21 protein-coding genes are annotated in these 25,812 nt (G+C 54.3%); 5 read left to right on the top strand and 16 right to left on the bottom strand.

Annotation, left to right across the window (positions count from 1 at the left end):
* Nucleotides 1–25: 25 nt before the first annotated feature.
* The 9 genes from nuoF to metC form a co-directional block, all read right to left on the bottom strand.
* Nucleotides 26–1,393 carry an NADH-quinone oxidoreductase subunit NuoF gene (gene nuoF, locus V8L73_RS06870; RefSeq protein ID WP_027274367.1) on the bottom strand — a complete coding sequence of 456 codons (1,368 nt, stop codon included), beginning with the start codon at nt 1,391–1,393 and terminating at the stop codon, nt 26–28.
* On the bottom strand, nt 1,390–1,875 hold the full coding sequence (nuoE, locus tag V8L73_RS06865) for an NADH-quinone oxidoreductase subunit NuoE (RefSeq protein ID WP_027274366.1): 486 nt from the start codon (nt 1,873–1,875) through the stop codon (nt 1,390–1,392). The genes nuoF and nuoE overlap by 4 nt, the downstream gene beginning before the upstream one ends.
* Before the next feature lie 2 nt (nt 1,876–1,877).
* Nucleotides 1,878–3,674 carry an NADH-quinone oxidoreductase subunit C/D gene (gene nuoC, locus V8L73_RS06860; protein WP_347254467.1) on the bottom strand — a complete coding sequence of 599 codons (1,797 nt, stop codon included), beginning with the start codon at nt 3,672–3,674 and terminating at the stop codon, nt 1,878–1,880.
* Between the two features lie 35 nt (nt 3,675–3,709).
* Nucleotides 3,710–4,384, bottom strand: coding sequence for a NuoB/complex I 20 kDa subunit family protein (locus tag V8L73_RS06855; protein WP_027274364.1), 675 nt, complete (start codon nt 4,382–4,384; stop codon nt 3,710–3,712).
* Between the two features lie 15 nt (nt 4,385–4,399).
* Entirely contained in the window at nt 4,400–4,825 is a 426-nt protein-coding gene (locus V8L73_RS06850; protein WP_027274363.1) for an NADH-quinone oxidoreductase subunit A, read from the bottom strand.
* 817 nt (nt 4,826–5,642) lie between these two features.
* Nucleotides 5,643–5,984, bottom strand: coding sequence for a carboxymuconolactone decarboxylase family protein (locus tag V8L73_RS06845; RefSeq protein ID WP_347254466.1), 342 nt, complete (start codon nt 5,982–5,984; stop codon nt 5,643–5,645).
* Between the two features lie 47 nt (nt 5,985–6,031).
* Nucleotides 6,032–6,595 (bottom strand): RNA polymerase sigma factor, encoded by a 564-nt coding sequence (locus tag V8L73_RS06840; protein WP_051155671.1) that lies wholly within the window; start codon nt 6,593–6,595, stop codon nt 6,032–6,034.
* Nucleotides 6,596–7,028: 433 nt separating this feature from the next.
* A complete protein-coding gene (dcuC, locus tag V8L73_RS06835) occupies nt 7,029–8,396 on the bottom strand; it encodes a C4-dicarboxylate transporter DcuC (RefSeq protein ID WP_027274360.1) in 1,368 nt (455 codons plus the stop codon).
* 72 nt (nt 8,397–8,468) lie between these two features.
* Nucleotides 8,469–9,641: a cystathionine beta-lyase gene (gene metC / locus V8L73_RS06830; RefSeq protein ID WP_261831530.1), complete on the bottom strand. Its 1,173-nt coding sequence runs from the start codon at nt 9,639–9,641 to the stop codon at nt 8,469–8,471.
* A gap of 583 nt (nt 9,642–10,224) precedes the next feature.
* Here metC and purB point away from each other — a divergent pair.
* A complete protein-coding gene (purB, locus tag V8L73_RS06825; protein WP_027274358.1) occupies nt 10,225–11,589 on the top strand; it encodes an adenylosuccinate lyase in 1,365 nt (454 codons plus the stop codon).
* 393 nt (nt 11,590–11,982) lie between these two features.
* Nucleotides 11,983–13,365: an MmgE/PrpD family protein gene (locus V8L73_RS06820; protein ID WP_027274357.1), complete on the top strand. Its 1,383-nt coding sequence runs from the start codon at nt 11,983–11,985 to the stop codon at nt 13,363–13,365.
* Nucleotides 13,366–13,510: 145 nt separating this feature from the next.
* On the opposite strand, the gene V8L73_RS06815 is transcribed toward V8L73_RS06820, so the two are convergent.
* The 7 genes from V8L73_RS06815 to V8L73_RS06785 all read right to left on the bottom strand — a co-directional run bounded on the left by V8L73_RS06815 (nt 13,511) and on the right by V8L73_RS06785 (nt 21,857).
* The gene (locus V8L73_RS06815) at nt 13,511–14,266 is read right to left on the bottom strand and encodes a molecular chaperone (protein ID WP_347254465.1); all 756 of its coding nucleotides are present in this window, start codon (nt 14,264–14,266) and stop codon (nt 13,511–13,513) included.
* An 11-nt stretch (nt 14,267–14,277) separates the two neighbouring features.
* Entirely contained in the window at nt 14,278–16,815 is a 2,538-nt protein-coding gene (locus V8L73_RS06810) for a fimbria/pilus outer membrane usher protein (RefSeq protein ID WP_347254464.1), read from the bottom strand.
* Nucleotides 16,816–16,904: 89 nt separating this feature from the next.
* Nucleotides 16,905–17,654 carry a fimbrial biogenesis chaperone gene (locus tag V8L73_RS06805; protein ID WP_051155668.1) on the bottom strand — a complete coding sequence of 250 codons (750 nt, stop codon included), beginning with the start codon at nt 17,652–17,654 and terminating at the stop codon, nt 16,905–16,907.
* A 68-nt stretch (nt 17,655–17,722) separates the two neighbouring features.
* The gene (locus tag V8L73_RS06800; protein ID WP_027274356.1) at nt 17,723–18,256 is read right to left on the bottom strand and encodes a fimbrial protein; all 534 of its coding nucleotides are present in this window, start codon (nt 18,254–18,256) and stop codon (nt 17,723–17,725) included.
* A gap of 36 nt (nt 18,257–18,292) precedes the next feature.
* Nucleotides 18,293–19,348 carry a fimbrial protein gene (locus tag V8L73_RS06795; RefSeq protein WP_347254463.1) on the bottom strand — a complete coding sequence of 352 codons (1,056 nt, stop codon included), beginning with the start codon at nt 19,346–19,348 and terminating at the stop codon, nt 18,293–18,295.
* Nucleotides 19,349–20,063: 715 nt separating this feature from the next.
* Entirely contained in the window at nt 20,064–20,942 is an 879-nt protein-coding gene (locus tag V8L73_RS06790; protein ID WP_027274354.1) for a dihydrodipicolinate synthase family protein, read from the bottom strand.
* 24 nt (nt 20,943–20,966) lie between these two features.
* A complete protein-coding gene (locus tag V8L73_RS06785) occupies nt 20,967–21,857 on the bottom strand; it encodes a LysR family transcriptional regulator (RefSeq protein WP_027274353.1) in 891 nt (296 codons plus the stop codon).
* A gap of 677 nt (nt 21,858–22,534) precedes the next feature.
* Here V8L73_RS06785 and brnQ point away from each other — a divergent pair.
* From brnQ to V8L73_RS06770, 3 genes are all read left to right on the top strand, one after another.
* A complete protein-coding gene (gene brnQ, locus V8L73_RS06780) occupies nt 22,535–23,917 on the top strand; it encodes a branched-chain amino acid transport system II carrier protein (RefSeq protein ID WP_261831526.1) in 1,383 nt (460 codons plus the stop codon).
* Between the two features lie 121 nt (nt 23,918–24,038).
* The gene (locus V8L73_RS06775; protein ID WP_347254462.1) at nt 24,039–24,176 is read left to right on the top strand and encodes a hypothetical protein; all 138 of its coding nucleotides are present in this window, start codon (nt 24,039–24,041) and stop codon (nt 24,174–24,176) included.
* A 115-nt stretch (nt 24,177–24,291) separates the two neighbouring features.
* Nucleotides 24,292–25,785: a pyridoxal phosphate-dependent aminotransferase gene (locus V8L73_RS06770; protein ID WP_347254461.1), complete on the top strand. Its 1,494-nt coding sequence runs from the start codon at nt 24,292–24,294 to the stop codon at nt 25,783–25,785.
* Nucleotides 25,786–25,812: the final 27 nt, after the last annotated feature.

Below are 25,812 nucleotides of genomic sequence, written 5' to 3'. Positions count from 1 at the left end.
GGCAGATAACTTAAAAAAAATTCGTTTACCAGCGCTGCTTCAGCAGGTTCGGCTGGATACCGGCAATTGAGCTGAGGTTATTAAAGGTCTTCACTTTGATGCCGGCCTCAAACTCTTCTCGGAAATACTTTATTGCGCTCTGCAAAGGCTCGACCGCACCCGGCGCCAGTGCGCAGAAGGTGTGGCCCGGCGACAGGAAGCGGCACAGCTGCTCGAGGGTTTCGATATCCCCCGGCTGACCTTCGCCCTTCTCCAGCGCCGTCAGGATTTTTACCGTCCACGGCAGGCCGTCGCGGCACGGCGTACACCACCCGCAGGACTCGCGCGCAAAGAACGTTTCCAGATTGCGGCACAGCCCGACCATATTGATCTTATCGTCTACCGCCATCGCCAGCGCGGTGCCCAGACGGCTGCCCGCTTTAGCGATGCTGGAGAATTCCATCGGCAGATCGAGGTGCGCTTCGGTTAGAAAGTCAGTGCCCGCGCCGCCTGGCTGCCAGGCCTTCAGCTTCAGGCCGTCCTGCATGCCGCCAGCGTAGTCTTCCAGCAGCTCGCGCGCGGTGATGCCGAACGGCAGCTCCCACAGGCCGGGGTTCTTCACGCGACCGGAGAAACCCATCAGCTTGGTGCCCGCGTCCTGGCTCTTGCCGGCAGACAGCCCGCGATACCACTCGGGACCGTGCTGAACGATAGACGGCACGTTGCAGAGAGTTTCGACGTTGTTGACGCAGGTCGGCTTGCCCCAGGCGCCCACGGTCGCCGGGAACGGCGGCTTGGAGCGCGGGTTGGCGCGGCGGCCTTCCAGCGAGTTAATCAACGCGGTTTCTTCACCGCAGATATAGCGACCGGCGCCGGTGTGGACAAACAGCTCAAAGTCAAAGCCGCTGCCTAAAATGTTTTTACCGAGGAAGCCGGCCTGCTTGGCCTCTTCGATGGCGCGACGCAGGTTCTCCGCCGCTTCGATATACTCGCCGCGCAGGAAGATATAGCCGCGATAGGCTTTCAGCGCGAAGCCGCCGATAAGCATCCCTTCCACTAAAAGGTGGGGAAGCTGCTCCATCAGCAGGCGGTCCTTATAGGTGCCCGGTTCCATCTCGTCGGCGTTACACAGAATGTAACGGACGTTCATGCTTTCGTCTTTCGGCATCAGGCTCCACTTAAGACCGGTGGAGAAGCCCGCCCCGCCGCGGCCGCTCAGACCGGAGTCCTTGACGGTCGCCACGATCTCATCGGGGGCCATGCCCTTTAGCGCCTTTTCTGCGCCAACGTAGCCATTCTTGGCGCGATATTCATCAAACCAGACCGGCTGATGGTCAGCGCGCAGGCGCCAGGTCAGCGGATGCTGCTCTTCGGTAAGAACGCGTTGAGTTCCCAGGAAATTTGGCCCGCTCATTGATATTGCTCCAGCAGTTTATCAATATCTTCCGGCTTCAGCTGTTCGTGAGTGTCCTCATCGATCATCATGCTCGGCCCCTTGTCGCAGTTGCCCAGACAGCAGGTAGGCAGCAGGGTGAAACGCCCGTCAAACGTGGTTTGCCCCGGCTTGACGTTCAGCTTTTTCTGCAGTGCCGCTTCAATGGCGTGATAGCCATTGATGTAGCACACCACGCTGTCGCAGTAGCGAATAACGTGGCGCCCAACCGGGCGACGATAGATTTGGCTGTAAAACGTCGCTACGCCCTCGACGTCGCTGGCGGGAATGCCCAGCACCTCGGCAATGGCGGTTATTGCGCCGTCCGGCACCCAGCCGCGCTTCTTCTGAACGAGCTTCAGGGCTTCGATGGACGCCGCGCGCGGATCTTCATAGTGGTGCTTCTCATGCTCGATGGCGTCGAGCTCTTCCGCGCTCAGCGTGAAAATTTCTTTATCGGTCATAGTTAGCGATCCACGTCTGACATAACAAAATCAATGCTGCCCAGGTAGACGATAAGGTCCGATACCAGGCAGCCACGAATGACGGCGGGGATCTGCTGCAGGTGCGCAAAGCTTGGCGTACGTATCCGCGTGCGATAGCTCATGGTGCCGCCATCGCTGGTCAGATAGTAGCTGTTGATCCCTTTGGTGGCTTCCACCATCTGGAAAGACTCGTTAGCCGGCATCACCGGACCCCACGACACCTGCAAGAAGTGGTTAATCAGAGTGTCGATGTGCTGCAGGGTTCTTTCCTTCGGCGGCGGCGTCGTCAGCGGATGGTCAGCCTTGAACGGCCCTTCCGGCATGTTCTTCAGGCACTGCTCAAGAATGCGCAAGCTCTGACGCAGCTCTTCCACCTTCAGCATGACGCGGTCGTAGCAGTCGCCGTTATAGCTGATGGGCACTTCGAACTCGAAGTTCTCATAGCCAGAGTAAGGACGCGCCTTACGAACGTCGAAGTTCACGCCGGTGGCGCGCAGGCCGGCGCCGGTAACGCCCCAGGCCAGCGCTTCTTCTGCGCTGTACTGAGCGACGCCGACGGTACGGCCTTTCAAAATGGTGTTCTTCAGCGCGGCCTTCACGTAGGAGTCAAGGCGCTTGGGCATCCAGTCGAGGAATTCGCGCAAAAGCTTGTCCCAGCCTTTCGGCAGATCGTGCGCCACGCCGCCGATACGGAACCACGCCGGGTGCATGCGGAAACCGGTAACGGCTTCAACGATGTCATAGATACGGGCGCGGTCGCTAAAGGCGTAGAACACCGGCGTCATTGCGCCGACGTCCTGAATATAGGTGGAGATATACAGCAGGTGGCTATTGATGCGAAACAGCTCGGACAACATGACGCGAATGGTTTTCACGCGATCCGGTACTTCGATACCCGCCAGTTTTTCAACCGCCAGCACGTAAGGCATCTCGTTAACACAGCCGCCCAGATACTCGATGCGGTCGGTAAACGGAATATAGCTGTGCCACGACTGACGCTCACCCATCTTTTCGGCACCGCGGTGGTGGTAGCCGACGTCCGGCACGCAGTCGACGATCTCTTCGCCGTCAAGCTGCAGAATAATGCGGAACGCGCCGTGAGAAGACGGGTGGTTCGGCCCCATGTTCAGGAACAGGAAGTCTTCGTTTTTGGTGCCGCGCTTCATGCCCCACTCTTCGGGCTTGAAGGTCAGCGACTCCATTTCCAGATCTTCTTTCGCCTTGGTCAGCACGAACGGATCGAATTCGGTGGCGCGCGCCGGGTAGTCTTTACGCAACGGGTGCCCTTCCCAGGTCAGCGGCATCATGATGCGCCGAAGGTTCGGGTGGCCGTCGATAACGATGCCGAACAGATCCCAGGTTTCGCGCTCATACCAGCTCGCGTTGGGGAAAAGCTTAGTGACCGTCGGCACGTGCAGGTCGCTTTCCGCCAGCGCGACTTTCAGCATGATGTCTTTGTTGCGCTCAACGGAAATCAGGTGGTAGAACACGGAAAAGTCCGCCGCAGGAAGGCCCTGACGGTGGGTGCGTAAGCGCTCGTCTACGCCATGCAGGTCAAACAGCATGGAATAAGGTTTAGGTAGCTTACGTAAAAAAGCCATGACCTCTAAAAGCTGCTCCCGCTTCACCCACACCACCGGCACGCCGGTACGGGTAGGTTGAACGGTAAAGGCGTCAGGTCCAAAGCGATGGTGCAGTTCGCCGATTACCGGGTCATCGAGATGATCCCGAGTCTGCCATTCCGGCAGGGCGCACTCTTGCGTCATTGGTTCTGTCATAGTGATATCGCCGCTCATTACTCAAATTAAAATCGTTAAATTTCGTCAGGCGTACGCAGGTTGGTCACCGCGATGCGCTCCGCGCGCTTACGGTCTTTTTCTGACTGCATATTGGCGCGGTATACGCCCTGTTCGCCGACAACCCACGACAGCGGGCGGCGTTCCTGACCGATAGAATCACGCAAAAGCAGCAGCGCCTGCATATAGGCCTCCGGGCGCGGCGGGCAGCCGGGAATATACACGTCGACCGGAATAAACTTGTCCACGCCCTGCACGACGGAATAGATGTCGTACATGCCGCCGGAGTTGGCGCAGGCGCCCATGGAAATAACCCACTTGGGCTCCAGCATTTGGTCATACAGGCGCTGAATAACCGGCGCCATTTTGACGAAGCAGGTGCCGGCCACGACCATGAAGTCCGCCTGGCGAGGCGAGGCGCGCAGCACTTCCGCCCCGAAGCGGGAAACGTCGTGTACAGCGGTAAAAGAGGTCACCATTTCTACGTAGCAGCAGGAAAGGCCGAAGTTAAACGGCCACAGGGAGTTCTTACGCCCCCAGTTGACAACGTCGTTCAGCGCGGTGTCGAGTTTGCCCATAAAGATGCCCTTTTGGGCATCCTGCTCCAGCGGGTCGGTAACGATTTCCTGCTTCTGTAGCGGATAACGGTCATTATCGCCGTCAAGGTCTACGCGAGTGAGCGTATATTTCATCTTCAAGCCTCGCAGTTACTGCAAATTGTTGGGGATCTTGTTTTTCAGCTGACGCTTGGAGCGCGCGGGCGTCCAGTCCAGCGCGCCGATGCGCACCAGATAAAACAGTCCGGCCAGCAGAACGAATATGAAAATGGTCGCCTCGATGAAGCCTATCCAGCCGCTTTCCCTAACGGAAACGGACCAGGCGTACAGGTACAGGGCTTCAACGTCGAAGATAACGAAGAACATCGCGACCAGATAGAATTTGGCGGACAGGCGCAGGCGCGCGGATCCGACGGCGTCGATACCGGATTCATACGGTACGTTTTTGGTTCTGGCCCGAGCGCGGCCGCCGAGGAAATAAGCGGCGATCAGCATAAAGGCGCACAGGCCCAGGGCGACGATGATATAAACGGCAAGGGCCCAGTTATGGGCTACGACTTCGGTGCTTGTAGGCATGCTCTTACTACTCTGTTTAAAAAATAGTATTACTCGGACTGCTCACGGCGTGAACCGGTCCGGTGACGACAAAAGTAAAACGTCCATCCCTGCATCCGTTTTAGGCAATCAAGGCTCACTGTCTTACGCAGTGATTCAGTGGGCGTTTTACTCTTCTTTACAACATATTGTCAACATCAAACAAACAATTATGGATACAATCAGGAAAATCAAAACTTACTCTCAGAAACTAACTAAATCGAGTCAGCCTCCCAGATAGCTGAACCCAATCAGCAGGCTATTTTGACAGAAATAGATTTTTTTACCACTGATTAACACCTTCTTTTCTTTGATACAGAGCACATCACAAAATATTTTAAGCACATATTGTTCATTTAGTCCTCCTAGTCCAGATGCGGGTTGCGAGCACAGCTAAAGACAAGTGTAGATAAAAAAACGCGTATCTTCCCGTTTTTGCAACACTGATTTTGACATTTGGCTGGGCTGCCTGAAACTTTTCAGCGCGACGTAATAGAAACGTTCAAACGCGTTGTTGCGACACCTCATCGGATAGGATTTTATCTAACCGACGTACATGCGTTTTTACATTATAAAGAGGTATATAGAAGAGGGTTAAGAAGGCGCTTACCGCACGCGAACGGTTAGTTCTTTTCTGAAGACGTTTGCCTTATCTCTGTGTTTGAGAGCAACATTGCCCAACAGCTTAGCAACGACGAGAATATTTCAAGTATCGTAGGTAACGTTTACCTTCTTCCCTCAAGGCAAGCCTCACCCGCTAAACGGTGAGTGAGGCTTTCTTTTTTAATGTGCCGTCCTCTCAGTCAGTCTTGAGGCCTGCTTCAAACAAGCGCAAAGCCATCAGGCCGTGCCCCATCGTCGCCCCAGAGCGTACCGCAGCGGCAATCGACACCAGTTCGGCCAGCTCCTCCCCCGTCGCTCCCGCCCGCTTCGCTCTTTTTGTATGAACATCCAGGCAGTATGCGCATTGCGTGGTCAACGCCACGGCCAATGCAATAAATTCACGAACTTTCGGCGGGATGTGTCCATCCTCACGCCTGACCGCATGGTCAAACGCCATAAACGCAGCGCCTTCTTGCGGAGCCAAATTAAGCAATGATGCCGTTTGTTGAAAATCATCCGGTGATTGGTAATTGTTCATGATTAGCATTTCTCAATGTGGTGTATGAAAAGGTCTGACTATGCGTTTCAGTCGTCTGATTCGGCATTGGTATACAAAGCAGTGCTGGACTGCCGATACCCACTTCGACTTAGATTGTCTCGAACGGCGGCCCGTGCGCGATGAAGCCGACTTTTCACCGCTTCAGGACTAAGCCCAAGCTTTTCCGCGGCCTCCGGCGTAGTCCACCCTTCAATATCACGCAAAATAAAGACGATACGGTAAGCCTGCGGCAGTTCGGCAATCGAGCGAGCCAGGTCGATACACAGCTCATCGTCAGTCAAGCGTTCGACGGCATCGTCAAACCTTTCGGAAATGGACTCGGTGTACGTCCTTCGAAACAGCCGGTAGCATTCTCGCTCGACGATGCGAAACAGCCAGCCGCTAAAGGCCGCCACGGTTCTCAGCGTGCCGACCTTTTTATACAGTTGCCATAGCGCGATCTGTACCGCGTCTTCAGCGTCCTCACTGGTTGAGCAGGTACGACGAGCAAATCGTTTCAAGTCCGGCTGACAGACGATAAGCAGGTGTGACAGCGCCTGTTCACTGCCGGCACAGGCGGCCTCAATCAACGCTTCGTTTGCCTGAATCATCGCTACAAGTCTCCCGATCTTCTGTTCAGAACAAACCTGAGGGGGCAAAATCCAAGAAGCCCAGGCGCAGCTAGCGTCGCGGCGATAACAAACGCTAGCACCTGTAATCCCCTCATTTCCAGAAAATAATATGCCCCCAAACCAATCAAAACGGCGAATCCCAAACGGCTAAGACGCCTCCCAACACACAGATTTCGTTTTAAACCCAGCATGATGAACTCCTCATATAATTGCGCGTTCTCTTAACCAGAGGACGAAAGATCGCAAAAGGATTCACGCCATCATATTTAGCCTCTTAAAAAGACAAACACCCCGTAAGCGCAGCGCTTACGGGGTGAAAGATTGATTATGTAATGAAGCCCCGAAAGCGGTGAACCTCCGGGGCTGGGCGGCTCTCAACGGAGCCTGTTTTTATACCACTGCTTACAACCAATTATCCCAGATAGACAAACGTCATCACCAGGTTCACGATGGCGGCCACCGCCATCGGTATTGCCGTACGCTTAACGATTTGGAACGGAGACACGCCGGCGATGCCCGCGATGGCAACGATCGCAGCTGTGATCGGCGACACCGTGCGGCCAAAGCTGGTCATGATCTGCATCGGCAGGATCAGCGTTACTACGTCAACCTTCAGGAAGGCGGCGATTTTCGGCGTCAGGGCAGCGAAGGAGAAGAACGCCGCGTTGCCGGAGCCCATCAGGAAGGCGGCCAGCGCCAGGATGAAGCTCATAACGATAATCATGGCGCCGACGCCGAAGCCCGCGTTTTGCGCCGCAGTGATCATAGTGTCAACCGCGCCGACGGCCAGCAGGCCATTTGCGAACACTTCACCACAGACAATCAGCGAAACAACCAGCACAAACTGTTTGCCCATGCCTTCGAAGAACAGCATGAAGCTGTCCATAACGGCCTTGGCGCTTTTCAGGCGGAAATATTCGAATATTAGCGCCACGATGGTACTGATGATCATCGCGGTAGTGACGTCCATCTTGATGACTGACTTGAAGATCGGGCTAAAGCCGATAATCAACACCAGCGGCACCACCGGCAACAGCGCGTAAATCAGCGGCGGACGGCTGTGGTCGTTATGGTCGATTTTGTCCAGCGCATCCTGATTAAACACGAAGCCTTCGCGCTTGTCCCACCAGCGCTGTGCGAAAAAGTGGGCAACAGCAACTGCGATAATAATAGGAATAGTGACCGGCAGCTGGTGATGCACGAAGTAGACGGCCGGATCGATGCCTGCGGTTTTCGCCGCCATGATAACGTTGCCGGACCCCGGCCCGTGGTCGATAAACTGACAGGTACCGATAACCGCCAGCGCGGACAGCGGGCTAACGCCGGTACGGATCAGAATCGGATACATGGTTACCATCAACAGCATCCCCAGGCCTGCGTGGCTGGGAATGAAGATAACCAGCACCTGAGTCACCAGAAAAGCGACGACCAGCAGCAGGTACGGCGAACGAACGGACTTCAGCGGCTTCTCAAACAGCGCGAACAGCGACTTGCTGGCGCCGACGTGGTCCATATAGCGGGAAAAACCGGCAATGGCCATCAGCGTCAGACCTAGCCCGGCCATCCGAGAACTTAAAATGTCGCTGAAGACTTTAAAAATATCAAAAAACTCAAAGTTGGTGGTTTTTTTCTCCGGCAGCAGCGTGCCGAGGTCAAACGCCACCGTCAGCCCCATCAGCAACAGGCCCCCTAACAGCAGTACCGGCTGAGGCTTATAGCCTTTCGCCAGCATAAAAATGACCAGCGCGGTCACTAATAATGCGAGAATAACGCCAAGCATAATTTTTCCTCGTATCAACGGCGCTCCGCCGTCTATGACTGGCGGGCAGAGACACCTGCCCGCCGGTTAACGTCAGGCGTTCAACGCCTTAAATCCCTGCTCCAGATCGGCCAGCAGATCGTTTACGTCTTCAAGGCCGATATGGAAACGGATGCACTGTCCGTGCTGGCTCCAATCTATCGCGGAGCGAGCATCTTTCACGTTGGCCGGTAGAACCAGACTTTCAAAGCCGCCCCAGGATGCGCCAATGCCGAAAAGTTCCAGCGCATCGATGAGCGCCTCCGCTTTTTCCAGCGTATATTCTGGCTTCAGCTCGATGGTCAACAGGCCGTTGGCGCCCTTACAGTCGCGCTTGTACAGGTCGTGACGCGGATGATCTTCCAGTGCCGGGAAGTAAACTTTCAGAACTTCGGGACGCTGCTGCAGCCACTTGGCCACCGTCAGCGCGCTCTGGCCGTGAACCGCCAGGCGAGTACCCAGCGTTCTCACGCCGCGCAGCACCAGCGACACGTCGTCCGGGCTGCTCACCTGCCCTAATGCCTCCGGCAGATCGCCAATTTTTTTCCAGGCTTCCTCGTTAGCCACCATGATGCCCATCATCACGTCGGAGTGGCCGCACAGGTACTTGGTCGCTGCGATAACGGACACGTCTGCGCCCAATTTCAGAGGGTTATAGAGCCATGCAGAGCCCCAGGTATTGTCCACCGCGACCGGAATGTTGCGTTCGTGAGCGATACGGCAGATTTCGGGCAGATCCAGCATTTCATAAAGCAAGGAGCCGGGAGACTCGGCAAACACTAGTTGAGTATTCGGGCGGAGTTTGGCTTCAAAGTCACTGCCGTCGGTTTTGAAAAAGTCGAAGCTGATGTTGTTCGGCGTAAGGAAGCTCTTGGCAATATTACGTACCGGCGCATAGACAGAGTCGGCAAACAGTACGTGTCCACCGGCATGAGCATAGCCCATGATAGTCATCGCGATAGCAGCAAGCCCGGTCGGGAACAGCTGTGCGCGATATCCACCTTCCAGTTCGGTGACCAGCTCTTCCAGAGCAAATGCGGTTTCCGTTCCGCGTGCGCCGTAGCTGAGAAGACGTTCAGTCTCTCTGCGCTTACGGGCGTCGCGCCAGGTCGTGATGGAGTCGAAAAGAATGGTGCTGGCTCTCATGACCGGCGGGTTTACCGGACCAATATCGCGAGCCTGTCCTCTACCACCATGAATTAGCCGAGTTTTACGCGTTTGAGTCATTATTATTTGCTCCTCATATAGAATATTTGCCGAAATATTGACCATTCACTGATGTGTAATAATAAATAAACTATCAATAAACACTGAAACAATCGTTATGTATCCAAGATGTGTCTATAATTATTTTGCTAAGTAAATACGCCTATATTTCTTACCTTCTTTTTCGAAACTACCACCGAAGGATCAAGTAAAAAATCCGTAGCTAGTCAAACATTGATCCCGATCTCACTTTAATACATTAATTATATTTAAGATTGTTAAAGCCGAACTAATATAAGAAAAATATAAAAATAAAACAATAAGTTATACCAATAACAGGAAGATGCCTCGCAAAAAATAAAAAATGAGAAAACGGAGAAAAAAGCCATTTTAGCAAAACATTAGTAATATTTAAGAACGGTTAAATATTACTAATGCAATATCGGTATAAAACACCTTGTTTATCTTTTGGCATTATTGGACACTTAATTCAATCCGAAGATTATTGTCACAAAAAAATCACAATATCTTTAATTGCATTCACATATTTAAAGTGTCTGGATTTCGTCTATTTAGAATAAATCAATTATCAGGAGATAAATGTATGTCTACCAGCGTTTTTGACTCAGTACTGCTAAAAAATCTCTGGTCCACCGAAGAGATGCGTCAGGTATTTTCCGACAACGTCCGCATGCAAATGTGGTTGGACTATGAAGCGGCCCTGGCTATCGAACAGGCCAAAATGGGCATCATTCCGCAGGAAGCCGCAGACGAAATCGTCGCCTGCGCCAAGCTTGAACGTCTGGACATGGACTTCATTCTTGAACAGGTTCGCCTGACCAAGCACCCGCTGGTTCCCACCATCCGCGGCCTTGAGCACGCCTGTGCAAACGGCTTCGGCGAATACGTGCACTTCGGCCCGACCACCCAGGACGTCATGGATACCGGCATGGTGCTGCAATTCAAAATGGCCCACAAAATCATCCTGCGCGACCTGCAGGACATCGGCCGTTCACTGTTGAAACTATCTGAAGAGCATCGCAATACGCCGATGGCCGGCCGCACCCTGGCCCTTCAGGCCATTCCTATCACCTTCGGCCATAAAACCGCTATTTGGCTTGCTGAATTGATGCGCCATCATGAGCGTCTGGTTCAGTTGGAGCCTCGCCTGTTCGTCGGCAGCGTCGTCGGCGCCGTCGGTACCAAAGCCTCCTTCGGCGAGCGCGCCGACGAGCTGGAAAAACGCGTACTGGCACGCCTGGAGCTGGGCGTACCGGAAATCTCCTGGCAGCCTGCCCGCGATCGCTTCTGCGAGTACGGCATGGTGCTTGGCATGGTCAGCGCGACGCTGGGTAAAATCGCCAACGAAATCCTGCTGCTGGCGCACAACGAGTTTGACGAAGTGGCCGAGCCGTTCGGCAAAGGCCAGGTCGGCTCCTCCACCATGCCCCACAAGCGCAACCCGGCTATCACCGAAAACGCTTCCTGCGTCAGCAATACGCTGAAAGGCAACGTCTCTATCCTGCTCGACCTGATGAAGCACCAGCACGAGCGCGACGGCGCCATCTGGAAAATGGAATGGAAAGTTCTGCCGGAAATCTGCCTGATGCTTTCAGTTATTCTGGACAACATGAAGTTCACTCTGTCCGGCCTGCACGTGAAGAAAGACAAAATGCGCAGCAACCTCGACATCCTCGGCGGCTTTATGCTGGCAGAGCGCGTGATGTTCGTACTGTCGGAAAAAGTCGGTAAGCAAACCGCTCATGAACTGGTGTACGAAGCGGCCATGCACGGCCTGGAAGACGGCGGCACCTTCGCTCAGGCGCTGTCTGACGATCCGCGCATCAAGGCGGCAATGACCAAAGAAGAGCTTGACGCCGTTCTGGATCCTACCACCTACGTCGGCAACGCGCCGGATCAGGTCGACCGCGTCGTGGCTGAGGTCAAAGCCAGCGGCTGGCTTAACTGATCCCTCTCGACTTCGGGGCCTCGCGGCCCCGTATTTGAGATTGTTGACAACAGTTTTGGATAAAACTTACAGGGTCAAACGGCGGGAGAGGCCTCCGTTGGGGTCGACTTGGCGTAAGCCAACGAAGTGCCCGTAGGAGGGCTAGGCCCGCCGCGCTCCCAAAGCTAATACAGGCGCTCTTCCGGCCGAGCACCGTGGTGATATAAGCAGGTTGTATTTTCGGCCGGAATATCCTCTGGGGCTTATTAGGACGGTTTATAAGCAGTCTAATTTTTCAAGCACAATACAGTGTTTATTTCATCGGGTCGTAGCAAACGCGGTGTGCACACCGTTAGCGTCAAACGGCGTACGGCCAGATGAAATAAGCCCTGCCCCTATTTTGGAATTGATACCATGACTTACAGCGAACAACTTAGTCAGTTTATTACCAGCAAAAGCTTTGACACTATTCCCCCCCACGTTATCGAGCGCGCCAAGCTCCACCTGTTGGACACGCTCGGCGTGGCGCTGGCGGGCACCGTACAGGCCAACGGCATCAACGGACGCAACGGTTTGAACGCCATGCCGAATACTCAGGGCAAGTGCCACGTGTGGGGAAGCGAATTCAAACTGTCTCCGGCCTACGCCGCGCTGGCCAACGGCATCGCTTCGCACGTGCTGGACTTCGACGACACCCATACCGACTCCATCGCTCACGGCAGCGCCGTGCTGGTGCCGCTGGTCATCGCGCTGGCGGAAGACCTCAACCTTAGCAGCAAAGACATGCTCGCCGCCTACGTCATCGGCTGGGAAGTGGCGGCTCGCGTCGGCCTTGCCTCCAAGGGCAGTTTTCACAAGCGCGGTTTCCACTCTACCGCTATCGCCGGCATTTTCGGCGCCGTCAGCAGCGCCGCACGCCTGCTGAAGCTCTCGCCCGAAGCCTGCGCCCACGCCATTGGTCTGGCGGGCAGCCAGGCGTCCGGCGTTGCGGAATACTTAACCAACAGCTCCTCGGCCAAGTGCTTCCACGCGGGCTGGGCGGCCCACTCAGGCATACTGTCCGCCTACCTGGCAGATGCGGGTATGACAGGCCCCCTCACTATCTTTGAAGGCCGCTTTGGCCTGTACGTCACTCACGGTATTCAAAACGAAGCGGATCCCGCCGAGGTGTGCAGCGAGCTGGACGACCGTTGGGAAATGCTGCGCGTATCCATTAAGCCCTATCCGTGCTGCCACTTCGCCCATGCGACCGTCGACTGCGCCCGCATGCTGCTGAAGGACGGCATCAGGCCTGAAGACGTCGAACGCATTCACTGCGTCGTCGACCCGATCGCCTCTGCGCTGATTTGTGAGCCGCTGGACACCAAGTTCGAGCCAAAAACGCCCTACGCCGCCAAGTTCAGCCTGCCCTATCTGGTCGCTTCAGGCATGATTGACGATGGATTAAGCCTGAAGTCGTTCCGCCCCGAGCAGCTTACCCGCGCCGACGTGCTGGAACTGTCGAAGAAAGTGTCCTACCGCTACTGCGAGAAGGGCGAAATCCCCTTCCCAACCTACTTCCCCGGCTTCATTACCGTGACGCTTAAAGACGGCCGCGAAGTGACGAAGCGCCTGAACGTCAACTATGGCAACCCGGAGAATCCGATGCGTAGCTGCGACGTTGAACAAAAGTTTCGCGACAACGTCAGCGGCATCCTGACGCCGCAGGCGACTGAAAAGGTGATTGAACTGGTGGCGAATATAGAAAACCACTCGGTCGCCGAGCTGGCCCAGTGGTTGACGAAAACGGTCATCTAGCGTTTTTTAGCGCCCGCTGAAGGCCTGCGGGGCGCTCGCCGAATACTAATAACTATAATTATTTCCTTGTATACCCCTTGCCCCTGTTCCCCCTCTAACCGGAACAGGGGCTCTTTTTTGGCCAATTCGCCTTGCGTTAAAAACGCTAACGCTCGCGGACGTTGACCTTTTTCTTTTCTACATAACCGTCATCATTCACCAGCGAGAGCGTTATCGCGCTAAGCCCTTTTACCGTAGAGACGGCATAGCGCTGCCTGTCATACGGCGCGAGCATAAATCCATCCAGCGTCTTGACTGACGCCGAACGGCTAAAGCTCAGCGTCAGCGCGTCCACCGTCGCATAGTACGGCGTCGGATTAACGCACTCTATATACGCAGCGCTACCCTGCCCGGCTGAACACGTCACCTTCTGGATCCAAGCGGTTGAACCGCCTTTAATAAGAGATTCGGGCCGATAGAACACCTTCATTCTGGTGCGTACCGACACGGCCAGGCCGTTCGTTTTGTTGGGGTCAACCGGCGGGATCATCTGTACGTTAAGCCAAAAAACGCTCTCTCGATCGGCGGGGAGACGGTGGCGGCCGAGGATAACCCTGACCGACTTACTTTCGTTCGGCTGTAGCTTAAACAGCGGAGGAACGACCAGCAGCGGCGTTTTCAGCGTACCCAGATCGGCATCGATGTCGCCGTCGTCAATCCAGTTCTGCACCATCACCGGATAGCTGTTTACGTTGTGTATATACAGCGTCTCTTCTTTTGAAGCGGCGGGAAAAACCAGCCGGGTTTTATCTATCAGCAGCCCAGCGTCGGCCCTAACCGAAGCGCCGTAGCCGATAAGCGTCAGCACAAGGAAAAGCCGCAGGAAGCGCACGACTGAAAAAGCCAGCTCACCGTTCAACATAGTGACTATCCTCATCTCACCGCAACACAGGGGGACAAAAGCTGAATCAAGATCTCATCCTTTTCTTTTTCATCAATCTCATAGCGTATAGTGCATTTTTCACTCTTGCCGTAAGGCTTGACGTACAGCTCGCCCGCCAGCCTGGCCACTCGGCCATAAACCCGACTGCCGGGGCCGATGATGCCAATAGACGCGTCGGATTCGTCATAGACGTCAAGGCCAATTGGCAGCGGCCTGCCGTCGTCCGTCAGGCTTTCAATCAGCACCGGATAGCCGGTCCGCGTCTTGAAGGTCATCATCGGAATAGCCCCTGCATAAGGAGCCACGCGCTTTTGGGTCTCTTCCAGCTCCACGCTGTTTCCTATCCCTTTCGGGTCAAGCGTAATATGGTTGTAACGATAGGGCACCAGAGACGGAATAATGGCATAGCCCGAGCCGTTAAGCTCAAGGCCGGACACGTTGGTCACCTGCACGCCTTTACCGTTCGGCACTTCAATAATGCCAAACGTATCGCCCAGATAAGGCCCCAGCGTCACTCCGCCGCCGTGGACCACCACCGCGCCCTGGGCAGTTGCCGAATAGGTGCGGCTGGCGTCGGAATGGCTGTAGCCGACGCCCCAGTTGCCAAACGAGTTCTGGTGATTGAGGTTGCCGGAGATGCTGTTGGCCGAATTATTGGCGTCATAGGCGACGTTAACACCGTAAGAATAGTCGTTTCCTTCTCCCAGCGTGCCGCTGACGCCGGCTGTCGCATTGGTGCCGCCCTTTCCGTAATGGCTCACGTGGGAAGAGAGCGACGTTCGCGTCCCGAGCGGCACCCGAAACGACAGCGTCACCACGTCGTCGTACTCTTTCCTGCCGCTGTCGGCGGTAGACATCTGCCGGGCGGCGGTAATGCTGTAAGACACCTTGCCCAGCGAGTTCTGATAGCCCACCTGATACTGCCTATTGCTTGACCTACTGTCGTAATAGTCCTGCCACAAGGCGTTGGCAAACACGGAGCCGTAGCCGGAAAGGTTCTGGCTGAGCGAAACTTCCAGGCGCTGGCGCTGCTGATAGGACGTGGATCGCGTTGTGACGCGATCGTCATCGACGTAATACGGCGTCGAGCCGTAGGACAGGCTGTCGCTAAGGGTGCGGTAGCCATCGCTGGAGTAGCGGTAGCCAGCCATGGAGACCGTCGTTTCCGTTGCAGAGAAGGTTTTGCTGTACTGCGTATCCAACTGCCAGCCCTGTCGGCTGCCGTCGGCCGTCTTTGCTTGAGAAAACGAACCGCCAACGCCGAAGGCGCCCCATGACGTCGCCACCACCGCGCCGGTCGCGGCAGAATAATAGTGGTTATCCGCGGCCTGTAGCCCGCCGTTAACCGTCAGGGCGTTATTGATGCCCCGTTCATACGTCACTTCGGCAAAGTTGGTATTTTCGGCGTTAACGTACGCCGAGTCCGTTTTCCCCAGCGTGACGGAATACTTCGATAGGCCGGGGCGCAGGGAGTTAGTGACCGACGAGAACGGTACAATAAACGAGTAGATCTGGCCGTCCGACTCCGTCACTTCTACCGTCAGGTCGCCCGAATTCAGCGTTGGGTAAAGGTCGTTGATAACAAACGGCCCCGGCGCCACCGTAGTTTCATAGATAATTCTGCCGCTTTGTTTGATCGACACCCGGGCGTTGGTGTTAGCCATGCCGCGAACCTCCGGCGCGTAGCCCTGCTGGTTCGGCGAGAGCATTCGCTCGTCGCTTTTCAACGTCGCGCCCTTAAAGCTAAAGGGGCTGAAAATGGTATTGGTGGTTGAGGTTTCACCGGCAATCAGCTGCGACTGAATGCCCGGCAGCGCGCGCTGCAGATAGGTACCCGCCGAGTTGAATTTGGCGCCGTCGTCCGGGGTATAGCGAACGTTGCTGCTGTTTCGGATTTGCCAGGCGCCGAGATTGACGCCGTCGCGCAGGTAAAAATAGACAGACTCGTTGCGCGGGCCCCCTTGTCGGTTTTGGCTGTTAAAGTAGTTGCCGGAATAGCTGACAAACAGGGCGCTGTTTCCCTCATTCCAGTCGTCGGGGGAAACGTAGCCCCTGACCGTTCCGGCAAGAGACGCCTGCGGGATGGACAGCTCCAGGCGCAGGTTTTCCTGATTAAACGAAGTGGTTGCGCCCTCCAACCCCTGCTCCAGGAAAAGGCACTCGCGGGAGGCCTGCTCGGGCGCTATTTTTGATTTAAACACGCCGGCCTGTAGCAACAGCGGTAGGGGAATACAAGGGCGCACCTCGCCCTTTTCATTCGGCTGAAACTCGACGCTGTCGTTGGTAAAAAACGAGCCGTTAACGTAAATCTCAACGAAATAGCTGCCGCTGACGGCGGGACCGCCGTCATCTTTAAGCAAAGAGGACAGGTCTTCCTGTGACAGAGAAACGCCTTTCAGGAAGCTGGCATTAAACGTAATGTCGGTTGACTCTGCGGCATAAATGGAAGATGAGCCAAGAAAAAATAGGGGTAAGAAAAGGAAAATGTAGTGCTTCTTTCGCTTTGGGTGCCTACTCTTATTTATCATGAGATCGCTATATTTCCATTATTTCAGGCGACGCACCGCATTTGCCGTTGCTTCACCGTAATCATTCCGTTTTGTTCTCGCTTTCGCGCTTACTGAGATTGGCCTATCGTCTGAACGGCGTCTGTCTGAGCGCCCTTATCGTTAATTAGCGCGTAGCTAATCCGGGCGTTACTAAGCGAACTCGCCTTCAGCCCGATATCCCAGGACAGAGACGAAAACGGCGCCAGCGTCACTTCAGGCTGCAACGTGACGGAATGGCTCTTTCCGGCGGCGCTAATCTGCGCTTTATTCATAAAGGTCGCGTAATATCCGGTAGGGTTTGTTGCCGTTAACCGCCAGCCGCGGCCGGTTCGCTTCAGGCTAAACGTCAGGTTGTTAGGCAGGTTTTCTACCCGCCCAGCAATGCCATTGGGGCGATAAATCAGCTTGACCTGATTTAAAAACGCCAGGCTGACTTTGGATGATGAATCTTCCCCGCTTTGCGGCGCGGGCGGGATTTGCAAAAAGTTAAACCAGTAAAGCGTCTCTCTGTCAGAAGGAAGCGACTGGCCTTTCCCCATCACGATTCTGACCGTCTGCTGGCTTTTACCGTTGATTTTAAAAATGGGCGGCGTGACGACAAAAGGCACGCGAGCGCCGTCGGCGGGCGGCACGCCCTTGCCGTCGTCCACCCATACCTGCATTAAGTGACTCTGCGCGTCTTTATTGTCGAATCTGACCTGGGCGAATGCGCTGTTTTCCGGATAAATAACCCGCGTACCCAGCATAACGACACCGGCATGCGCAGAGGTGACGATGGCACTGAGCAAAAGCAGCAGGCAGGCATAAACACGTATCATTTCATTTAACTCTGACAGGGCTTACAGAAAATAAGGAAGGGCCGCACTCAAACGACCCGCCTTACCGTTTATTGCGTGCGGATGGTGTACGTTGCCGTCGTGGAAATGGTACCAACCGCCAGGCTCGATACGTCTTTCACGTAATAGTAGGCGGTCATCGGTATCGACGCCGAGTGGCTGCCGTCGATGGTGACGTAAGTCACGGGCGTAATGTCGCCAATCACGACCTGAGTGCTGGTCGACGTACCGTCCATAATCCGAATCTGCAAGGAATCGTTTCCATAACCGGCTACGTCGGTCATATTTCCCGTCGCCGCATCGTAGTTGCTCGAGTCCAGCACGACGCCGACTCGAGTAGACGTTGCCGGGCAGTTAATAAACTGCAGCGAAAACGGCGCGTTAATGGCCGAATACATGCCGTTTGATGTTAATGCGCTTTTAACGACCTGATCTAACCTTACCGTATAGTCACCGTCGGTTACCGCAGGCTCACAGGTTGTATCCAACACCTCGCCGTTAAACGTGATGGTGTTGGCGGCCTGGGTGGCGCTGGTCCCTGCGAGAAATGCGCCCAGAAAAATCATTAGCGTTGACGTCTTCATTGTTCCTTAACTCCTTTGTTCCTTCGATATATATAGTTAGGGCAGATTAACCAAAACGTTTACGGTGCTCACGACCGTTCCCGGCGAAATCGCGCCGCCGTCAGGCAGCGGTTGGATGCTGGCTTCAAACGTTTCGTAGTAATCCGTATTCCCCGATATGGCCGATGCGGAAGACCCTTCCGGGTTTACCGAATACCAGCCCTCACTTTCTCCCTGCCCGCTGGCCGCAAAGCAGTTTGAATGATTCTCTGCATCGGTACTAATGCCGATACAGCCTGAATTCTGAATCCAGTTGCGGTACGCGCTCTGACCCTGACGGCGATAAACGATGCCCACGCCTGAAGCGCCGCCCTCGTCCGGCTTAAGGTAGCGGTAGTCGCTTGATAATAAATTCGACGCTATCTGCGGCTGTATGCCGAGACGCAGCGAATTTACCGGCGAGCTGTCGTTATTACACTGGTAGGTAACGGTAAAAGGCGACCAACTCGTTCGCCCTGAACGAATATCTGCAATTGAATACGTCCCCAAATTAACCGTTCTCGGCACCTGAGTGACGCCGCATGATGAAACGGGCGCGGCAATATGGTTATAAAGTTTGATATAGCCATAGGTTGCATCGTAGTTATATCCGTCAACCGGGTTATCATAGGCAATACGGCCATAGTAGCCTTCCCAATAGGTGGTCGATCTGTTGGTGTCATAGGACGTTCGGATCATCGTTAAGCGCACGGAGGGATAGTGTTTTACCTTTACAACCCATGGGTAGGTTGCGCTATCCGACAGCTGTGACTCTTCGTAACCCGACTTCAAAAAAGTGACGTCGGTATTGTTATAACGCCCATCGTTAAACACCAAATCGCGTTCAGTCCCGTCGTGCATCACTGCCGCCATTTTATAAGCGACCGTGCCGTAGTTATTTGCCGCAGACGCGTAATAATTCATGTAGTGATAGGCGACGCCGTTATACATGTAGGTGCCGTAAATAGCGAAAGTGTCGTCCAGCCTTAATATTGCGTTAGCATTATTGACCTCATCCAACGTTCTGCACTTATAAAGCACGGCTTCAGGGTTTCCGCCTAAAATAGCGCTCATTGGGTAGGTTTGATCGAACAGGACCGTTCCCGCAGGCTGAAAGGTCTGAGGATAAATCTTTAACGATCCCGCCGGAGGGCCGATAGGACTGTTCTGCGCCGGGCTCCACCCCCCAATGCTTTGGCTGACGTAAATACATTCCGCATAAGCAAACGAAGAAGATAAAAACGCGAATAACAACACAATAAAAGTGGCAATTTTCCTTGTTATAACAGCATCCCCACTGCAAAAAATGAAAAATAAAACCTATTTAAAACATAACAATACATTAAATTCTTAATATAATAACACGCATTTAATTTATGAACTATAATTTTCATTCAAGTAATCATATTGAATGATAACCGTAATATAGAAAAAATAATTAATTAGTCAACTATATAAAACACAAGAAAAATCAACAAGAATAGAAATAAAAATCTCGGGAAAATAACCAAACAAATAAAAACTATTTTTAAACAATAACATCTCACCTCTTATATTGAATCTTAAACCCAACGGTTTTGCTAAACGCCACTGAATAAAAACGCGTATTTAATACATCAATACCAAAAAGATTAAGATAACAGTGAATGCAAAAGGAGATTGCACGACCTTACTGTCGGAACGTTTTCCTCAAGCAACGACCGTACAATTGATGAAAGCGTTGCCGTCATAGACGGCAACGTAAACCCGCTGCACGGGTTGAGATAGAACACGGAATGTAGGTATTGCGCTACAGGTCAGCCAAAATGGCCCTAAGCTCATTCATCGCCTCAGCGCTTAAGGGCTGCTGGGGCGCGATGGGTGAGCCCACCTCAAAGCCCTGGATATTCAATGCGCCCTTAATGCAGGCGGCCAGCGCATATTTGGTAAACGCTTCATTAATCCGCCACATGCTTTTTTGCTTCTCCAGCGCCCTGTCCCAGTCGTCGACCTGAGCCAGGTTGTAGAGCTCTACGCACTGCTTTGGCATTACGCAGGCGGGGCCCGCCATCCAGCCGACGCCGCCAAGCTTAAACACCATCAGAGGAATATGCGCTGAGGCGCTAAACACTCTCATGCGATCCCCAAAGCGGTTAATCATGGTCAGAATACGGCCGGTATTGCCGGATGCATCTTTTATATATTCAATATTCTTAACGTGACTAAGGTCGTCCAGCACGTCCATCGGTATATCCCCACCCAGCAGGCCAGGGTTGGTATAGAGCGTCATTGAGACGTCCGGCAGCGCTTCGGCCACGTCAGCAAAAAAGCGCGTTTGGCCTTGGGGAGAGACCGGAAACATCTTCTGCATAATTAATACCAAGCCGTCTACGCCCAAGCGCGCGTAGCGTTCGGCCTGCTCCTGCGCCTCTCGGGTGGAAAATGCCGCAACGCCGGCAAGCACGGGTACTCGACCGGCGGTTTGATCCAACACGATGCGGACAATCTCTTCGCGCTGTGCGGTGGAGAGGTAGGCGAACTCGCCGGTGCTTCCCAGCGGGCTAAGCCCGTGCACGCCGCTGTTGATAAGGTGCTCGACCAATCTGCGCAGCGAACGCTCAAGAACCTTGCCGCTTTGGTTGTCTACAGGCGAAACGAGATAAGGAAAAATGCCTGAAAAATTTGTCATTACACGCCTCCGATTTGATAAAACCTATCTGCGCGGCGTCCCTACCTGATTATTTTCCCCTAATAGCGATTCAAACAGCACCTTCGCAGCCTTCTGCGGGCTGTTGCGCCGCATGTACAAATTGAACTTGATATCCGGCAGCCTCGGCAGCCCTTCCGCCTCCCCCAGCACGCGCAAATCGTCGCCCAGAAGCTCAATCGAACGCGCCATGACGCCAAGCCCCGCCACGACCGCCGCTCTCGCGCCGGAAAGCGTCGTCGCCACGTAGGCAATCCGCCAGGGGATCCCCGCTTGGTCAAGATGGTTAATCGCCATATTGCGGTAGGTACTGGGCTCATCCAACGACACTAGCGGCAGAGGCTCATCGAGATTAAATTCATAGTTCAGGCCGCAAAACCACAGCGACGGAGAAGCCCTCAGCACCAGACTGGGATAGTCGACGCTTTCAACGGTAGAAATGGCCATATCGACGTCATCGTTTTTCAGCATGTCCATCAGGAAAGGGCTGCGCTTAACGACAATTTCGATGGCGAGCCTGGGATAGGCTTTTGAAAAACGGGAAAGCAGCTCGGGGAGGATCGTATCCGCGGTGTCGTCGGGCGAGCCTATGCGCAACACGCCGTCCACGTCGTCATACATGAGGGAAAGGCAGGCTTCGTCATTCAGGCGCAGAATGCGCCGCGCATAGCCGAGCATCTTCACACCGTGTTCAGTCAGCGCCTTATTACGGCCGCTGCGGCTAAACAACTCTTTACCAATCAACAGTTCCAGCCGCTGCATCTGCTGGCTGACGGCGGACTGAGTGCGGTGTACGGATTCAGCGGCAGCGGCAAAGCTGTTACCCTCTGCAACGGCAACGAAGGTCCGCAGTAAGTCCAGCTCAAGATTAGGAATAGAACGTTTTATGTGTACCATAGTCTGGCTCTTTATTTCTCCATGGCCTTCTTCAGCGGCTATCTATCAATAACTTAGCCAAGTAACTTAACAACGGCGCCCATAGGCTACGCTTAAGACTACCATATATATCCTACCGTCAGGCTAAGCGCAAAAGCCTAGTGCTGAAATGAGGCTATATCGCATTTATTGTGGGCTGCTTTCTTATTTTCACGTGAAACAGCGTCGCAATAGAGCATGGTTGAAGCGGTCGATAATACGCTGATTTCCCGCTACCTATATAGGAGTAGATCATGCAATACTCAAATCTTAAAACGCTCATAAAAGCGCCGTTTAGCTAAGGCTCACAAGGCTTTTTAAGAAAAACCCCGGAGGCCTGAAGAGAAAAAAACGGTTTCTTTAGATATAAACACCAGTGAAATAGAAATATATAGTGACTAAAACCAGTTTTTTGGATTCAGTACCGAATATCTTCATATTTTATGCTACAACCCTTGCGTAATGCGCGCCAATCGTGGACTATCCCCCTCGTGCGGTCTTCGTTCGCTTTCTGTATTTATAACGATAATGGTTATCGTTTATTTGAAGCGCATTTCCAACCAGCGAACGGCCGAAAGAAATAATTAAAAGGCCAAGTAGGTTCGACGGCGATTTTGCCTCTGCGCTCGGCCTGCCGAATTAAAAACAAGGAACTACATATGAACCAGCGTTTAAGCCGAGCCGATACGATTGGCCTGGGCTTGATGACCTTCGCTTTCTTTTTGGGCGCAGGGAACATTATCTTCCCTCCGCTGGAAGGACAGCTGGCCGGCACTAACGTGCTGTCCGCCATGTCGGGCTTTCTGCTGACCGCCGTAGGCCTGCCGCTTATCTCCATCATCGCCGTTGCCCGCGTCGGCGGCGGCCTGCCGTCAATGACCACCGATCTGCCCAAAGGAACCGGCACCTTCGCCGCCGTTCTGCTGTTTATTATCATCGGCCCTGCTTTCGCCACGCCGCGTACCGGCCTGGTCGCTTATGAAATGGCTATCAAGCCGCTGGTCGGTACGTTCGAAGGCGACAATAGCCTGGAACTGTTTTCAGGTATCGCGCTGGACAAAACCCAGGCGCTGGTCACGACGCTGTTTTTCGCCGCAGCGCTGATTTTCTCCTGGAGCCGCGGCAAGCTTATCGACAATATCGGCAAAATACTGACCCCCGCGCTGTTTTTTTTGCTTATCTGCCTGGCGATTGGCGTTCTCGTCGCCCCGCAGGGCGCCCTGACCGCACCGGTGGAAAGCTACAGAGACACCGCGTTCACCAAAGGTTTCATCGGTGGCTATAACACGATGGATACGTTTGCCGCGCTGATGTTCGGCATGCTCTTGGTAGACGTGCTTCGCGGCAAAGGCGTTACCGATCCGAAAGCCACCTACAAGTATTTGGTCATTGCAGGCCTCATTGCGGCCGCCGGCCTGGCCTTTGTCTACGTTTCCCTCTTCTGGTTGGGCGCCACTTCTTCGACCGTCGCCGCGGGCGCGGACAACGGCGGCGTCGTACTGGCAGCCTACGTTCAGGCGCTGTTTGGCCAGCCGGGGCAGTGGATCCTGTCGGGCGTGGTTCTGCTTGCCTGTCTGACGACCGCCGTCGGCCTTATCAGCGCCTGCGCCGACTACTTCTCAACCCTGACGCCGCTGCGCTATCGCCAGTGGGTGGTAGTTCTGAGCATTATCTGCGCGCTGGTCGCCAACGTCGGCCTAAGCCAGCTTATCGCACTGTCGATACCGGTGCTTCTGGCGCTGTACCCTCTGGCTATCGCGCTGGTGGCGCTCACCTTTATTCGCCCCTGGCTGCCGAACCCCAAAGCCGCTTTTCGCACCGTTATGGGCGTAGCGCTGATTTTCAGCCTGTTGGACGGCATGCGCAGCATCGCACCGCTGCAAAAGGTTGACGCCATCAAGTGGCTGCTGGATAAGCAAACGGCGTATATGCCGCTGTCCGATCAGGGCATGGCGTGGGTGCTGCCGACGGCGATTATTCTGGCGCTGGCGTTCCTCATTCCGGCAAAAAAGCGTGAAGAGGGCGTCCTTTCTAAAGCCTGATGCCCTCTGCAAGCCCCGTCGGCGGTTCCCGCCGACGGGGATTTATTTTTAACGCTTCATCCTGCCTTCACGTTCCTGACGCATCGTTTTCCCCCATTCACCACGTCCAGGGAAGACAATCATGCTAAATCTGAAACGCCTTACGGCCTCAACGCTGTTTATCTGCGCTCTACTCCTTACCGGCTGTAATCAAGCCTCCGAAGGCGGATGTGGTTCTATCGCTGGCCAAATGGCTCCTCTCGTCTGCGGCCCGGCCTGATGAAAAATAGCGCATAGCGAACAAGAATTAGCTTGCCAATGGGTATATCCAAGAGTAGCATCACGCGATATACAAATTAACCCAGCATGGATATACAAAACAGAGGCGGTATAGCATGACAGACTCAACTAACGAATGGATCGATCTGACGTCGTTTAAAAGCGGCAATTCTCAGGCCCTGCGTTTAAAGAAAGAGCTGCTGGACGCAGCGCCCGCCTTTTCTACCGGCGCGACCATGCGCCTAGTGTCGGAAAACGCCGGCATTATCGTCGCAGCGAACGACAATCCGTCTGAGGAAAAAGAACGCAATCCGTTAGTTGACGCCATGCTGGACGCCGCGGCAAACGGCCAGCTTCTTCCCACAACCAGCGCAGCCGAGACTCAGCAGCGCACCGGCACGATTGAAAAGTCCCGCAAGCTGGAAAACGTCTGCTATGACATCCGCGGCCCGGTACTGAAAGAGGCCAAGCGCCTGGAAGAAGAAGGCAACAAGATCCTCAAGCTCAACATCGGCAACCCGGCCCCCTTCGGCTTTGAAGCGCCGGACGAAATTCTGGTCGACGTCATTCGCAATCTGCCTACCGCCCAGGGCTATAGCGACTCCAAGGGGCTTTATTCCGCTCGCAAGGCCATCATGCAGCACTATCAGGCTCAGGGCATCATGGACATCACCGTTGAGGATATCTACATCGGCAACGGCGTGTCGGAGCTTATCGTTCAGGCCATGCAGGCGCTGTTAAACATGGGTGACGAAATGCTGATCCCGGCGCCTGACTATCCGCTGTGGACTGCCGCCGTTTCCCTTTCCGGCGGCAACGCCGTGCACTACATGTGCGACGAAGAGTCAGACTGGTTCCCGGACTTAAACGACATTCGTAAAAAGATCACACCCCGCACCCGCGGCATCGTCATCATTAACCCGAACAACCCGACCGGCGCGGTCTACAGCAAAGAGCTGCTGTTGGAAATCGTTGAAATCGCCCGCGAGCACAACCTGATTATTTTCGCCGACGAGATCTACGACAAGATCCTGTACGATGACGCCAAACACCACTCCATCGCCGCGCTGGCGCCAGATCTGCTGACCGTCACGTTTAACGGACTGTCCAAAACTTATCGGGTTGCCGGCTTCCGTCAGGGCTGGATGGTGCTGAGCGGGCCGAAAGAGCACGCCAAGGGCTACATTGAAGGGCTAGAAATGCTGGCCTCGATGCGCCTGTGCGCCAACGTGCCGATGCAGCACGCGATTCAAACCGCGATCGGCGGCTATCAGAGCATCAACGAATTTATCCAGCCCGGTGGTCGTCTGTATGAACAGCGCAACCGCGCGTGGGAGATGATCAACGACATTCCCGGCGTCTCCTGCGTTAAGCCCAAAGGCGCGCTGTACATGTTCCCGAAAATCGACGCCAAGCGCTTTAACATCACAAACGACCAGAAGATGGTTCACGACCTGCTGCTACAGCAAAAGGTTCTGCTGGTTCAGGGCACCGGCTTTAACTGGCCCTACCCTGACCACGTTCGCATCGTGACCTTACCGCGCGTCGACGAGCTGGACATGGCCATCGGTCGATTGGCGAAGTTCCTCGAAACCTATAAGCAAGCCTGACAATAATAAGACATCTCGTTCCGGTTC

This window comes from Leminorella grimontii (genome assembly GCF_039789245.1).
In the GTDB taxonomy this organism is placed as follows: Bacteria; Pseudomonadota; Gammaproteobacteria; order Enterobacterales; family Enterobacteriaceae; genus Leminorella; species Leminorella grimontii.
Note: the sequence above shows the minus strand (reverse complement) of the source record. Positions and strands in the feature narration are given on the sequence as shown.

What these genes read in the sequence shown, in the direction of transcription:
- nuoF (WP_027274367.1), bottom strand. Translation starts at nt 1,393, where the DNA reads ATGAGCGGGCCAAATTTCCTGGGAACTCAACGCGTTCTTACCGAAGAG.
- nuoE (WP_027274366.1), bottom strand. Translation starts at nt 1,875, where the DNA reads ATGACCGATAAAGAAATTTTCACGCTGAGCGCGGAAGAGCTCGACGCC.
- nuoC (WP_347254467.1), bottom strand. Translation starts at nt 3,674, where the DNA reads ATGACAGAACCAATGACGCAAGAGTGCGCCCTGCCGGAATGGCAGACT.
- V8L73_RS06855 (WP_027274364.1), bottom strand. Translation starts at nt 4,384, where the DNA reads ATGAAATATACGCTCACTCGCGTAGACCTTGACGGCGATAATGACCGT.
- V8L73_RS06850 (WP_027274363.1), bottom strand. Translation starts at nt 4,825, where the DNA reads ATGCCTACAAGCACCGAAGTCGTAGCCCATAACTGGGCCCTTGCCGTT.
- V8L73_RS06845 (WP_347254466.1), bottom strand. Translation starts at nt 5,984, where the DNA reads ATGAACAATTACCAATCACCGGATGATTTTCAACAAACGGCATCATTG.
- V8L73_RS06840 (WP_051155671.1), bottom strand. Translation starts at nt 6,595, where the DNA reads ATGATTCAGGCAAACGAAGCGTTGATTGAGGCCGCCTGTGCCGGCAGT.
- dcuC (WP_027274360.1), bottom strand. Translation starts at nt 8,396, where the DNA reads ATGCTTGGCGTTATTCTCGCATTATTAGTGACCGCGCTGGTCATTTTT.
- metC (WP_261831530.1), bottom strand. Translation starts at nt 9,641, where the DNA reads ATGACTCAAACGCGTAAAACTCGGCTAATTCATGGTGGTAGAGGACAG.
- purB (WP_027274358.1), top strand. Translation starts at nt 10,225, where the DNA reads ATGTCTACCAGCGTTTTTGACTCAGTACTGCTAAAAAATCTCTGGTCC.
- V8L73_RS06820 (WP_027274357.1), top strand. Translation starts at nt 11,983, where the DNA reads ATGACTTACAGCGAACAACTTAGTCAGTTTATTACCAGCAAAAGCTTT.
- V8L73_RS06815 (WP_347254465.1), bottom strand. Translation starts at nt 14,266, where the DNA reads ATGTTGAACGGTGAGCTGGCTTTTTCAGTCGTGCGCTTCCTGCGGCTT.
- V8L73_RS06810 (WP_347254464.1), bottom strand. Translation starts at nt 16,815, where the DNA reads ATGATAAATAAGAGTAGGCACCCAAAGCGAAAGAAGCACTACATTTTC.
- V8L73_RS06805 (WP_051155668.1), bottom strand. Translation starts at nt 17,654, where the DNA reads ATGATACGTGTTTATGCCTGCCTGCTGCTTTTGCTCAGTGCCATCGTC.
- V8L73_RS06800 (WP_027274356.1), bottom strand. Translation starts at nt 18,256, where the DNA reads ATGAAGACGTCAACGCTAATGATTTTTCTGGGCGCATTTCTCGCAGGG.
- V8L73_RS06795 (WP_347254463.1), bottom strand. Translation starts at nt 19,348, where the DNA reads ATGAGCGCTATTTTAGGCGGAAACCCTGAAGCCGTGCTTTATAAGTGC.
- V8L73_RS06790 (WP_027274354.1), bottom strand. Translation starts at nt 20,942, where the DNA reads ATGACAAATTTTTCAGGCATTTTTCCTTATCTCGTTTCGCCTGTAGAC.
- V8L73_RS06785 (WP_027274353.1), bottom strand. Translation starts at nt 21,857, where the DNA reads ATGGTACACATAAAACGTTCTATTCCTAATCTTGAGCTGGACTTACTG.
- brnQ (WP_261831526.1), top strand. Translation starts at nt 22,535, where the DNA reads ATGAACCAGCGTTTAAGCCGAGCCGATACGATTGGCCTGGGCTTGATG.
- V8L73_RS06775 (WP_347254462.1), top strand. Translation starts at nt 24,039, where the DNA reads ATGCTAAATCTGAAACGCCTTACGGCCTCAACGCTGTTTATCTGCGCT.
- V8L73_RS06770 (WP_347254461.1), top strand. Translation starts at nt 24,292, where the DNA reads ATGACAGACTCAACTAACGAATGGATCGATCTGACGTCGTTTAAAAGC.